The 12,160-nt window shown below is 58.0% G+C and carries 12 protein-coding genes; 9 read left to right on the top strand and 3 right to left on the bottom strand.

The genetic code is table 11. The features are described from left to right. Positions 1-4: 4 nt before the first annotated feature. Complete coding sequence (locus tag CU103_RS24690; protein ID WP_106666668.1) at positions 5-319, top strand: cupredoxin domain-containing protein; 315 nt, start codon at positions 5-7, stop codon at positions 317-319. A gap of 33 nt (positions 320-352) precedes the next feature. Here CU103_RS24690 and CU103_RS24685 read toward each other — a convergent pair whose 3' ends face one another. Further along, the gene (locus tag CU103_RS24685; RefSeq protein WP_106666667.1) at positions 353-1,102 is read right to left on the bottom strand and encodes a sulfite exporter TauE/SafE family protein; all 750 of its coding nucleotides are present in this window, start codon (positions 1,100-1,102) and stop codon (positions 353-355) included. A 97-nt stretch (positions 1,103-1,199) separates the two neighbouring features. On the opposite strand from CU103_RS24685, the gene CU103_RS24680 reads away from it, so the two are divergent. Continuing rightward, on the top strand, positions 1,200-2,105 hold the full coding sequence (locus CU103_RS24680; protein WP_106666666.1) for a LysR family transcriptional regulator: 906 nt from the start codon (positions 1,200-1,202) through the stop codon (positions 2,103-2,105). 427 nt (positions 2,106-2,532) lie between these two features. Here CU103_RS24680 and CU103_RS24675 read toward each other — a convergent pair whose 3' ends face one another. Continuing rightward, entirely contained in the window at positions 2,533-3,126 is a 594-nt protein-coding gene (locus CU103_RS24675; protein WP_106666665.1) for a TetR/AcrR family transcriptional regulator, read from the bottom strand. Positions 3,127-3,293: 167 nt separating this feature from the next. Here CU103_RS24675 and CU103_RS24670 point away from each other — a divergent pair, with 167 nt between their 5' ends. From CU103_RS24670 to CU103_RS24645, 5 genes are all read left to right on the top strand, one after another. Further along, positions 3,294-3,692 carry a RidA family protein gene (locus tag CU103_RS24670; RefSeq protein ID WP_106666664.1) on the top strand — a complete coding sequence of 133 codons (399 nt, stop codon included), beginning with the start codon at positions 3,294-3,296 and terminating at the stop codon, positions 3,690-3,692. Positions 3,693-3,941: 249 nt separating this feature from the next. Then, a complete protein-coding gene (locus CU103_RS24665; RefSeq protein ID WP_162707368.1) occupies positions 3,942-4,931 on the top strand; it encodes an AraC family transcriptional regulator in 990 nt (329 codons plus the stop codon). Between the two features lie 59 nt (positions 4,932-4,990). Next, positions 4,991-6,199, top strand: coding sequence for an MFS transporter (locus tag CU103_RS24660; RefSeq protein WP_106666663.1), 1,209 nt, complete (start codon positions 4,991-4,993; stop codon positions 6,197-6,199). A gap of 383 nt (positions 6,200-6,582) precedes the next feature. After that, positions 6,583-6,957, top strand: a complete 375-nt coding sequence (locus tag CU103_RS24655) for a VOC family protein (protein WP_106666662.1) — start codon at positions 6,583-6,585, stop codon at positions 6,955-6,957. Positions 6,958-7,826: 869 nt separating this feature from the next. After that, positions 7,827-9,614: a hypothetical protein gene (locus tag CU103_RS24645; protein ID WP_245448992.1), complete on the top strand. Its 1,788-nt coding sequence runs from the start codon at positions 7,827-7,829 to the stop codon at positions 9,612-9,614. Positions 9,615-9,900: 286 nt separating this feature from the next. On the opposite strand, the gene CU103_RS24640 is transcribed toward CU103_RS24645, so the two are convergent. After that, on the bottom strand, positions 9,901-10,392 hold the full coding sequence (locus CU103_RS24640; RefSeq protein ID WP_245448986.1) for a hypothetical protein: 492 nt from the start codon (positions 10,390-10,392) through the stop codon (positions 9,901-9,903). Positions 10,393-11,016: 624 nt separating this feature from the next. On the opposite strand from CU103_RS24640, the gene CU103_RS24635 reads away from it, so the two are divergent. Together CU103_RS24635 and CU103_RS24630 are read left to right on the top strand one after the other, a co-directional pair. Further along, positions 11,017-11,259: a helix-turn-helix domain-containing protein gene (locus CU103_RS24635; protein ID WP_245448985.1), complete on the top strand. Its 243-nt coding sequence runs from the start codon at positions 11,017-11,019 to the stop codon at positions 11,257-11,259. Between the two features lie 399 nt (positions 11,260-11,658). Beyond that, complete coding sequence (locus CU103_RS24630) at positions 11,659-11,964, top strand: hypothetical protein (RefSeq protein WP_106666704.1); 306 nt, start codon at positions 11,659-11,661, stop codon at positions 11,962-11,964. Positions 11,965-12,160 lie beyond the last annotated feature (196 nt).

The raw sequence follows: 12,160 nt of genomic DNA, 5'->3' as shown, positions 1-12,160 counted from the left end.
GAACATGTTGTCGCGACGGTATCTGTGGATCGGCATTTTTGTTGTAATGAACCTGGGCGCCGTTCAGGCGCAGGCGGAAACCATTCAGGTTACGATTGACAAGCTCGTATTCTCGCCTGTGGCCATCAATGCAAAGATCGGCGATACGATCGAATGGGTCAACACGGATATTCTGGATCACACAGCCACCGTGAAGGGGGGCTGGGAAGTCTTGATGCCGGCTGGCAAGTCGGCAAGTCTGGTTCTGCAAGAGGTGGGGTTGTTCGAATATTATTGCCGCTTTCACCCGAATATGAAGGCCCGGGTTACGGTTGAATAGAATGATACTTTCAAACAGAACGCATAGCCCCACCTACAGAAACGGCCTCGTGAACATTTCAGCGCCGAGAACGCACAGACTGATCAGGAACCAGTGGCGGAAGGTCGACGAGCTGACGCGGTTGCGAATGATCTGCCCGGCCCACATGCCGGCGAGTGCCGGCGCGGTCGCCAGCGCCGAAACGGCGAGATTGTCGATTTGAAGGGCGCTTCGCCATTGCAAGGCTGCCGCAAGTGCAATCGTGGAAACGGTGAAGGACAGGCCGAGCGCCTGGACCAGATCGTCCTTTTCGAGGCCGAGCGCCTGAAGGTAGGGCACTGCCGGGATGACGAAGACGCCGGTGCCCCCGGTTATTGCGCCGGTTGCAACGCCGATGACCGGAGAAAGCCACGGTTCCAGGATCGCTGGCACGCGAATCTGACGAGCAACCAGCGTCCAAACGGCATAGAGGACAAGAGCACACCCGAGCGCGCTCGTTGTGAGGACGGTGTCGCCGCTGGTGAGCAGCGACGAGCCGGCAATTGTCCCCACGACGACCCCGAGCATCATTGGCCAGAATCTGCGCCCGAGCGTGCCGAGATTCGGACCTGCGAGAAGCTGCCAGACATTGGTCACGAATGATGGGACTATCAGCAGGCTGGCCGCGGACAGTGGCGAGAACAGCGCGCCGAGCACGCCCATGGCCACCGTTGGCAGTCCCATGCCAGTGACGCCCTTCACCAAGCCGGCGGCGAAAAAGGTCGCGGTTACTGCGACGACGAGAGGTATCGAGGAATCCATCATAAGCTTGGCTTAAGGGGTCTCCCGGCAGACACAATGCGGAAGATCCATATCCAGGCTTCGGCTGGCCCGAAGGCTGGATATCGGATATGCTCTGTGTATGCGCTTTGATCTGACCGACCTTCGCCTGTTCCTCGCCGTGGTAGATGCCGGCAGCATCACGCACGGGGCGGCGGACGTTGGACTTTCGTTGCCGGCGGCCAGCGAGCGGCTGCGCGACATGGAAGCTGCCGGCGAAGTCAAGTTGCTCGAACGCGGCCGTCGCGGCGTATGGCCGACGGCGGCCGGCGAAACCTTGGCGCATCACGCCCGCCTGATCCAGCGCCAGATGGCGCAGATGCGCGGCGAACTCGGCGAACACGCCAGTGGCCTGCGTGCGACGGTCCGGATTGCCGCAAACACGGCCACCCTCACCGAGTTTTTGCCGGAAAGGCTCAGCACATGGATGGCGGTCCATCCGCAGATCGATGTCGATCTGAGAGAGCGCCAGAGCGATGAAATCGCGAGAGCCGTCTCGGGCGGATTAGTGGAGTTCGGCATTCTCTCGGATGCGGCCGCCACCACCGGCCTGCCGTTGCGTCCCTTCGCCATCGACCGGTTGGTCGTCGTGATCTCGCGCGATCATGTGCTGGCGGCGAAAAAGCGCGTCGCCTTTGCCGATATTCTGGATCAACACTTTGTCGGTCTGGCGGGCGGCGCGCTGCAGGATCACCTCGCTGTCCAGGCCGCGAGGACGGGCGTCAAGCTGAAGGTGCGGGTGCGGATGCGCACTTTTGAGGGCATCTGCCACATGGCGGCCGCCGGCGTCGGTTTCGGCATCATGCCCGAGACGGCGGCGCGCCGCTGCAGCCGATCTGCAAAGATCGCGTTTGTCCGCCTTGCCGATGACTGGGCTACACGCCGGCTGTCGATCTGCTTTCGCACCGAGGAGGAATTATCGTCGCCCGCGCGGGACCTCTTGGAGTATTTGTCATCGAGCAATCAACGTCGCCTCTCCGAGCGGTAGCTGTGATCAACAACTTGCGTCATGGCCGGGTTGGGGCAGCTATCTTTGAACAACCGAACGTCCGTCTCCCAACGAAGCTGCATCAAAGGTTCAGTCGAGCCATTTCACCTTTTGAAGCAACGTTGAGAACATCGGGCGCTGTTTGCGCGATGACCGGCGAGGCGCATTCGTTTCAAGATGCTGACAGGGGACGTCGCTCCCAGTCCCATGGTTTTGTCGCCACAGGTTTTTAAGAGTTATCTGAAAAAGCCCTAGAAGAGACAGCAACAGCGGTTCGTCTAAGGACGCAGATAAGGACGAAAATTCGATTGTTGAATGAACTTCCACATTGACACTGACGCTGACATCCGCCCGCAAGAATATCCGCCGGCAGCAAACGGCCAAGGCCATATTTCCAAACAGGCGGGAGTGGTGGGCCCCGAAAAGTTCACACAGGGTTCACAAGCAGACCCGCAGCCAAGGAACGGAATGCCTGGATGGCCTTCGGCAGTACATCCTTTGGATCGTCGCTGGCGGCGATCCAAAGAGCAGCATTGAGAGCAGCTCCACTTAGAAGCCGCGCCGCCGCTTCTGCATCAATGGGCTTGAGGAGCCCTTGTGCGATAAGGCGTTCAACTGTTCGCTTGGTGACCTGGAGACAACTGCTCTGGCTGGGCCATCGCGAGGGATCACCCAACACCGCAGGTCCATCGAGCAGGACGATGCGTTGGACTTCCGGATCAAGCGCCATCTCGATATAGGCGGCACCCTCGGCAAGCAGGCCCTGCCAATCGTTGCCAGCACGGGCGCCGATCTTCTGGGCGCGCGATGCCATTTCCGAGTCAATCTGATCGACAACTGCCGCCAAAAGCCCGCGCTTGTCTCCGAAATTGTGGTAGAGCGCACCCCGCGTCAGACTGACTTCAGCGGTCAACTCATCCATTGAAGCGGCGGAGTATCCCTTTTTCGCAAAAGCCTTTCGGGCAGCCGCGATTAGCTTGGCGCGGTTCTCTTCCATCGTCTCAACGCGTCGTTTAGCCATCTTAGCCTTGATTTCACATACGACGCGTATATTAACTTGACATACGGTGCGTATGTAGAATATTTCACATACGCACCGTATATCAGATGATACGGGCGTATGTGAAGCTGCTGCAGTTCACGCTGCACTCACCGGTCATCAACCCGGATAATCAAGAGAGATCGACAATGGCCCAACGCGAAGCAATCTTTCCTGCAAACAGGCATGCTCTGTACGAGGAACATGGCTATTCCGCCGCTATCCGATCCGGCGATCTCCTGTTCGTGTCCGGGCAGGTCGGCAGCCGTTCCGATGGAACGCCTGAACCTGATTTTGAACGTCAGGTCCAGCTGGCCTTCGAAAACCTCAAGGCGACACTGGATGCCGCAGGCTGCACGTTCGACGATATCGTGGATGTGACGACGTTCCACACTGACCCCGAGAACCAGTTCGCAACAATCATGGCTGTCAAGCAACGGATTTTCAGCAAGGCACCTTACCCGAACTGGACTGCGCTAGGCGTAAACTGGCTAGCCGGCTTCGACTTCGAGATAAAGGTCATCGCCCGCATTCCCTCGAATGCGTGACGTTGCAAAACTGCCCGATGGATCTTCCGCTGTTTCTTGTCGAGGAAGACCGGGAAGAAATTCGAAACGCCTAAAAAGGTAGTGCCGCCATCTTAAGCAACAGTTTGCATTGCGATGACGGTCTCATGCACAGATCCCTAAGCGATGTCATGACAAACCCCAAGTTTCGCGTTGAAAAGTCACGGAAACGCTATTGTGTCGAACACATCTCCACTTGCCTGCCGGACGATCGGCATTTATATTTGCCAAATGCTTGACCATTCGTCCCGACCATCGTCGCCGCCGCAGATCCCGATGGATGCGCTCAGCGAAGTCCTCCAAGACTTTCGCTTGAGTGGCGTCAACTATGGCCGCTGCGAGCTGCGACATCCATGGAGCATCGCCTTTCCGCAACAACCACTGCTTCGTTTTCACTTTGTCAGCCAAGGCCCATGCTGGATTCATACCGAAGCGCAAGGCTGGCAGGAGTTGCACGATGGCGATCTGGTGCTGCTGCCGCAAGGCATCGCCCATCGGCTGGCCAGCGCGCCGGATGTTGTAGGCGATTCGCTCAAGGGTTGTCAGGTGACCAAGTTGGGGAGCAACGTCTGCGAAGTGGTGCGGGAAGGAACGGGGGCGACCAGCACCCTTTTCTGCGGCTCCATGGCCTTGGGCGCCTGTGCGCTTAACCCCTTGATCACATTGATGCCGCCAATCATCAAGGGCTGCGACGTGGCTGGCAATGACCCGATCGTTAGTCCCTTGCTCGCGGCTATGACGGCTGAGGCCACACAACCGCAAATGGGCAGCGCCACTATCTTGTCACGAATGGCGGACCTGCTCACAGCGCGGCTCATCCGCTGCTGGGTCAATTGCACCGGAGCCCCGACCACCGGTTGGCTCGCCGCCATCCGCGACCCCCATATCGGCCGAGCCCTGGCAGCCATGCACCGAGACCCCGGCCACAACTGGACGCTCGAAAGCCTCGCCGGCCTGGCAGGCCAATCGCGCTCGATTTTCGCCGAGCGCTTCAGCGCTGTTTTAGGGGAAGGCGCGGCACGCTATCTCGCCCGTCTGCGTATGCAGCTTGCCCGCGAATTATTGGGGCAAAGCGGCATGTCGGTTGCCGAGGTCGCTACCCGCTTGGGCTATGAGTCCGAGGCATCCTTCGCTCGCGCGTTCAAGCGCATTACCAGCGTCTCGCCCGGCGTTGTGCGTCGCACAATTTCCGGACGAACGGACATGGAATTCGGATTATAAGATACATATCATCCGAAAAGACTCGTCTATGAAGATCTCTAAACCTTGGAGATACTTCAATGACGGACACAACATTACAGCTTGATGGCGCCGCGATAGACCTTGATGCCGCTGCGCCAGCCGCGTGGAGCCCGGCAACCTGGTTCGCGGTCCTTTCGATGGCGGCCACCAGTTTTGCGCTGGTGTCAGCCGAGTTTCTGCCGGCAGGCCTGTTGACGCCAATGGCGCGCGATCTCGGCATCAGCGAGGGAACCGCCGGACAGGTTGTCACCGCCACCGCTTCCGTCGGCGCCGTGACGGCCATGCTGAGCAATGTTCTCATCGGCCGATTGAACCGCAAGACCGTGCTGGTTGGTCTCAGTGCCTTGGCGATCGCCTCCAATATTCTTGCGGCGGTAGCGACCGATTTCTGGCTATTATTGTTAGGCCGGGCCGGGCTCGGCATCGCCCTCAGCGCTTTCTGGGCGCTTTCAGTTGCCGTGGTAGCGAGGCTGGTTGGCGCCAATGCGACAGGCCGGGGCATGGCTATCGTCACCCTCGGTGTCTCGCTGGCCACCATTGCCGCACCCTCGATGGGCGCGTTGATCAGCGACTGGCTCGGCTGGCGCAGCGCCATGGCCATGACAGCGGGGCTGGCTGCGCTTGCCATGCTGCTGCAGTTGCTCAGCCTGCCGACCCTGCCTGCAAGCACAAGCAACAGTCTTGCCGATGTCCTTCGGCTGACGCGGCGGCGTGGCATTCAACTCGGCATGCTTGCTATTCTTTTGCTCATGACGGGGCATTTTGCCGGCTCGGTCTATGTGCGCCCCTTCCTCGAACAGGTAACGCTCCTTGCAACCGGGCCGATTGCCCTGGCGCTGCTCGGGTTTGGCATCGCGGCTGTGATCGGTAATATTGCCGGTGGCCGCATGGCTGACGCCAATATCCGCATGGCCCTAGCGGCCACCGCTGCGTTAATGGCGTTTGCGGCGCTCGCTTTGGTACTTTGGGGCGTGCACATCGGCGTTGCCTTCGGCTTCGCTACACTGTGGGGCTTCGCCTTCGGCATGGCGCCGGTGGTGCTGCCGACCAATCTGTCCCGCGCGGCGCCCGACGCGCTGGAAGCAGCGGGCAGCTTGATGGTCACCTCTTTCCAGGTCGCCATCACTATTGGCGCGGTTGTCGGCGGCTATGTCGTGGACAACTATGGCGCTACCGGGCCCCTGACCCTTACCGCCGTCCTTGCCGCATCGACAGTCGCCCTGGCGCTGTTGCAGCCGCGCAGCTGATTCTTTGGCAGAACAACCGGACGCCATCGCCAAGTTGCGCGGGTTGAAGATGCGGCGAGACGTCGGCGCATCTGCAAGGCGGGACATGAGGTCATGGCGAGCGCGTCGGCAGTGCTTCCTCCACCTGATGGATAGCATCGCCGAAGCGACGCAAGGCTCGAGTGCGCACTCTTGTCAGCTCAAGCTACCTACCCTGCGGGTTTACACAAAGTGAGCGCTGCTCTCTCGACTTCCACCCTGTTCCTTGCCATCGGCGGCTGAGACATGGCAATAAAGTCTGAGACGCAAAACCGGCCGCGAAGGACCGTTCTGCAGCGCAGCAGACTTGGCAAGATGCGTAGCAGAGGCACCGTCCGGCAGGCCTACACATTTCAGGAGTACGCATGTTTGACCACGTCAAATTCGGAGTCAGCGATTATGCAGCGAGCAAAGCGTTCTTCCTCAAGGCGCTCGAACCACTCGGCGTAGCTGTTGTATCGGAGGGATCGCCCACGTACGGCGTCGAGCTTAGCCCAAAGGGGAAGGCTTCTTTGTGCCTGTACCAAACCGAGGAGAAGCCGGCGCATCTTCACCTGGCGTTCACGGCCGAGAAACGCCAGCAAGTCGAAGCCTTCTATCGCGCGGCTCTGGAGGCCGGTGGCAAAGATAATGGTGCGCCTGGTCTGCGCCCGCACTACCACTCGAATTATTATGCAGCGTTCGTCATTGGTCCGGACGGGCACAACATTGAAGCGGTTTGCCACGAACCTGAGGCCTAACCTTTCATCGGGCGGACCGTCTACAAGCAGGCTTCGCCCACTTGCGGCTGCCCCTCAGGACAAACGTTGAAAAAGCCGGCACACTGGATCAACGCCTTGACTACGTTCAACACAATTGCTTGGTCAAACTGAGTCTTGAATTGGGCCATGAGTCAGTGCTCCTGAAAGAAATCGAACCGCAGACCCACCCGAAGCGGTTTCTGAGGCGCGGTTTCCACAGAGGACCTGGGAACATTCATGGCGGGTATTCTCAATGACCTCGGTGACGATCGGCAAGCCCGGCACTTCGAGAGCAACACACTCCTACACGCTCAGGATAAGGATACGGTAATAGGAAAAACGACCTTGCTCGTAACCATTCAGTGGGCGGATATGGAAGTTCCGAATTTGGACTACACCGCAGTTCTAAAGGCGACGTTCGCAAGAGGCACCGACAACGTTTGGCGGTTCTCAAGGCTAACGCTCATCACGGACACGCCTGGGACTCAGGCACGAGCACGTTGACACGGTAGTTTGGCCGCGCAGTAGTCCCGGGAGGACTGCGCGAAATGGCTGTCAGAGAATTCGCATCTATCTTGGGTATTGTTGCGGTGATTGCTTTCGCCGGCGGTTCGAACGGGCCTTCGCAGTACATGCCGCAACCAGTTGAAATCCTTCGTCTCGGCTCGAGGATGGCTGATGCAGCGCTTGGCAGGGGCGGCGGAAAAGTGTGCCAACAGGGCAGCAGATGCGATGTATGGACCGGCTGCATCGCTCCTTCTCCTCCACCGGGGTCAACCGCCAAAGTCCTCCCGCAGGGTAGAATATATGACAGGTATCTGCGGGACCTGCAGGTCTTTCAGGCTTGCCGGGAGATGGTGCTTTCCGTGATGAAGCGGCAAAAAAGTGACGTCCAGCTCGTTGGCCTCGGGCCCGATCGCGCTACGCTTGAGGCGGAGTCATTCGAAGAAGCAGTTCGACGTTTGAATGGCGATTTTTTTTGGGAGCCAGCCTCGGCAAGCAGCAACGTCATCAGCAGATTTGGCGACGAGGCCCGTAGCGTGTTTGGACCGATTCCGGATGCAGACTGTGCACAAGGTGCGAAAACGATCCCCTTGGAGGTGGAAGGCAATCTCGTGGAGTTGAAGCCCAACGCCGGAAAAACGGGGCACCCGCTGGAGTTCGAACATCGCGATGCCGCGGGCAAAGTCGTCAAATGGACGAAAGGCATCCAGAAATGCGACAAGCCCTCACTAGCCGGAAATGTCACCTACTGTGGTCCGAGTTCGCGCTTGAAGCGCGTTGTCAAAGGCAGTGTGGAGTGGCTATTTTTATGCCGCAAGTCAACCACCAACCTGCTGGTGGGCTCGATTCCATACTGGGAGCAGTCGAATCCAAAATTCGCTCTTCTGGGAACGATTGGTTTCAACAGCCTCACTGGTGAAATTGTGTTCTTCGACGGACGGAAAGACCGGAGCGAGTTTGACTGGTCAAGCCCATTTGTGCCACCAGGCGGCCATTCATATTCCGACAGGGTCGGTCGTGCTTCTGCTGAGGCACTATACGATCAGACATTTCAGGTTCAGTGCTACGCATGCCACGATAACAAGAACCCGTATGTCATCAATCCGCATGCTCAACAAGCCAGGGTGGGTTACTTCGGCGGGAAGGATGACCCGAGAGCAGTTGCCTTCAGTCTCGGTGACTACCTGCCTGAAACTCCCCGCAACGAGCGCGCGCCATTTCGTGTCATCGGCTCGGGCTACACCAGCACTCACAATGTCAAACTCGGGCGCGCCAAGACCATACGGGATCCAACAGGGAATTGTACAGCGTGCCATACGTTGACAACGCAGATCACGGGACGCCGCTTCGCGGCAGATGCGGCTGCGCAGGAACCATGGATTTCGAAACCCACCTGGGCGCAAGCACTCGAGCTTCGGGACGAGAAGAAAAAATACGCACGCGTCGGCATTCGCCGTACGGACTGGGCGCTTCGTTCGGGGGCCGGCAAGATTCATCCCTGGATGGTGCCCGGCAACGGCAACGAGTTGTCAGCACTGCCACCAGCTATAAGTTCCGCGGACTGGCGGCGGTTGAGTAACTGCTTGTGGGACGCTGGTGGGGCCGAATGCGGTTATCGCCCTCTATATACTCCTTGTCCTGCCCCCGGATCAAAGTCTCAAGGGGACGGATCCGCACCCACGGACACCTCGATTGCTGTATTTCCATTGCCGTTGGGTGAGAGCGAAGCAACCCACGTGGTTCGAGTGCGTTGGAGATATCTCAACGGTTATGGAAACGTTCCGCAGAGGGACGATGTCCGATTTAATGTGGCGGTCAAGTCGACAGCGATTCCGCTATCAGGGGAACCTCCATCTGCAGGAGACTATCCAGGTTTGGATGAAACAAAAGGTCAAGACTTCGCGGTCACGGGCGGCGAAGTGGGAAATTCTGGTGCCATCAAACTGATCCAGAATATTTCCTATTTTGGACATTCAAGGTTCACCGAACCGATGCCGTCGACGGATCTGCGGGATTTCAGGATAGACCTACCTGCCAAGTGCAATCGGCGATACCTCGTTCGGATACTCTCCAAGAGGTTCTGCTTCGATCAGAGTATCATGGCCTATGGCACTACAGATCACCTACTCTACGCCGATGCACTATGCGATTAAGCAGACATTCGACGCTAGTAACCGCCATGACGACCGTCCGAGGGCCGGTCTCACGAGGACTTCGGGCACAAGCGCGCTCGACTGGGGCGTACTGTGGGTGGAAACCCGCCGGATCGAGAAGGTTAGACAAAATGTCGTTCGCTTGAAGCAGCTCTGCTCACAGGGCTGTGAGAAACTTAAAGCCTGGAGAAGGCGATCGCCGGAAAACTTCTTGCACGGTGACTTGCCCAGCAGATATCGAAGCGCAGCCGCTCAAGCGCTATCCAACAGTTGATAACGTGAGCGGTCACGCATCGGAACGGCCAGAGCGGGTGGCATCAAGGCGGGTGAGATCCATCAGGATCGACCGGATTTGCGGCCATGGCGGTTCGACGTGGGGACCGTCGTCCTCAAATCTCAGCAGAACAGCATGGAGCTTCGCGACAATTCCAGCGACGGATTGGGCACGCTCGGCCCAAAGGGCTTCCGCCAGTTCGTCCCGATGGACCTCCGCCTCTGCCTCGACACGCCTGGCACGACTGTAACCCAGACGCTCGTCCATTGCGTCCCAGGCGTGCTGTCGCGCCTGAAGAACGGCCTTCGCCTCATTTCGCGCGTCGGCCGTCTCTGTTGCCCCGCCAAGTAGGGTATCGATCTTATCCGCTGAAAATGCCACGACCGGTCGCTCCATATCCGCTGCCAATATTTCAACGCGAGGGAAGCCAATAGCTCTGACCAGACGACGCTCAAGCCGCTGCTGCGCCCGGCAGAACTGCTCAACCTTTCTGTGAGCCGCCATCCATTTTCGCCACATGTAAAGCACCCGCTCATCCACTCCTCTCGAAGCGGTCACGTCACAATCAGGTGACATAGTAGCGATTTGTTCCGTGAGCCATATCTCCGTACCCGAGAGCAACCCTCCGCGAGTGACTGGCAACAAAGTTCTGCTATTCTCAGAATCAGCCATCGATCCGAGCTCCCTGATAGTCTGATTTGTGATCAGGCTGGACACGGTGTCGCCAGCACCTTGCACAGCCTCAACTTATCGAATTTCCAGTTGCCCCGTCCTAGAGGGTGGGACTGGCCCCTGTGGTTCTCCGCGTTGTAGCGCGGAACTATCAGCAAATACTCAGCTCACGTTCCAGACGTCGGAGTGGCGTCCATTGAGCTGGCAAGACAAGATGAACTCGCAAGCCGCTTGCAAAGGCGGCGGCAACAGCAACCGGACTGACTACAAGAGCGGCTCGGAGTGTAACCTTGGCCAAACCTTCGACGTGCGCCAAACCATCCCGGTCTGGCACAAGAGCTTCCCCTCTGATATGAACACTTTCTGTCTATTCAAACATGCCCACCAGCCTATGTCAACAATAATTGTTTATGGATGGACAAAAAATGTTTACTCTAATTTAAAGCAAGGATTGACGTGGACGCCAATCAAATCAGGGCAGCGCGTGCGCTGCTAAACTGGTCACAGAATGATCTCGTGCAAAAAACGGGTCTGTCGCTGACAACGATCCGACGAATGGAAGATGACGCAATTGGCCCTGACCGGAGCTCCGCCGGGAACGTTGCGCTGGTAAAGCGGACGCTTGAAGAGGCGGGTATCACTCTCCTCAACGATGGAGAGTTGGTGGAAGGTGGCTCAGGTGTGAGGTTGCGCAAATGAGCGTCCTCTTCACCACGCTGACCAATTTTTGGCGACTCCCCAGAAGCCTTGTTTTCAACCGATGGACGTAAGATCGTCTGCGCCTTGCCTCGTGCATTCTTGGGGATTTGTTGATAAACGTTCCTTCGAAAATGCCGATGAGCGCCCACTTTCCGTCAGTTTCTAATGTAGCGTAAAGGTATACGATCCTTATAGCGGCGCTGTTTTATAAGCGTCCCATGTCACCCAGATCGGAATCGGAATCACGCACCTGTTATTTGAAGAAAGCTGGCGCGCGAATTATCGACCCTTATACGGGCCGTGTGCGTGAATTCGCAGGATGGTTGCAAAAAGTTTGGGTTGACCGTTTTCGATGGCGAGGCGACACTTGGAACCAGCAGCAAGGCAAGAGGAAAAACGATGGACGAGCCAGAGCGCTGGCGGCACATGGCAAGCGCGCCGAAAGACGGCAGTCGAATCCTCGTAACGATCCGACCGTCCGAACAGGGGCAGGCAGAAGTTGATCTCGCGTATTGGTCTAATGGCGACCAGTTCGGTGCCGAAGGCTGGCGCGCCTCCGATTCCTCACCCGGCCGCGTTGTCGAATATGCCGAGCCGGAATTGAAGTGCTGGATGCCGATGCCCTCGGCCAATCTCCACCGCACCTCTATGCCCTCACCCTGGGAAGGCGAAGACGCCGAGCAACTCGACGGTTCAGGGATTTAAGAACTCGCGTCGTTGCAAAGACTCGATACGCAGCTGATGCCGTGTTGCGTGAAATAGCCCGGCGGAATGATCCGCTTGGGCGAAAAACTATGAAGTGCTAATCTTCAGCCGCGAAGAGGACGCTGTCCGACTGTTTCTCAGTCTGCTACGAAAGAAGCGAGCTCGCGGTTATCGGTCGCGCATGGACCGGCGCTGG

Origin of the sequence: Phyllobacterium sophorae (genome assembly GCF_003010965.1) — a bacterium.
Taxonomy (GTDB): Bacteria; Pseudomonadota; Alphaproteobacteria; order Rhizobiales; family Rhizobiaceae; genus Phyllobacterium; species Phyllobacterium sophorae.
The sequence above is the reverse complement of the archived record's forward strand: the minus strand, read 5'-3'. Positions and strand labels throughout refer to the sequence as shown.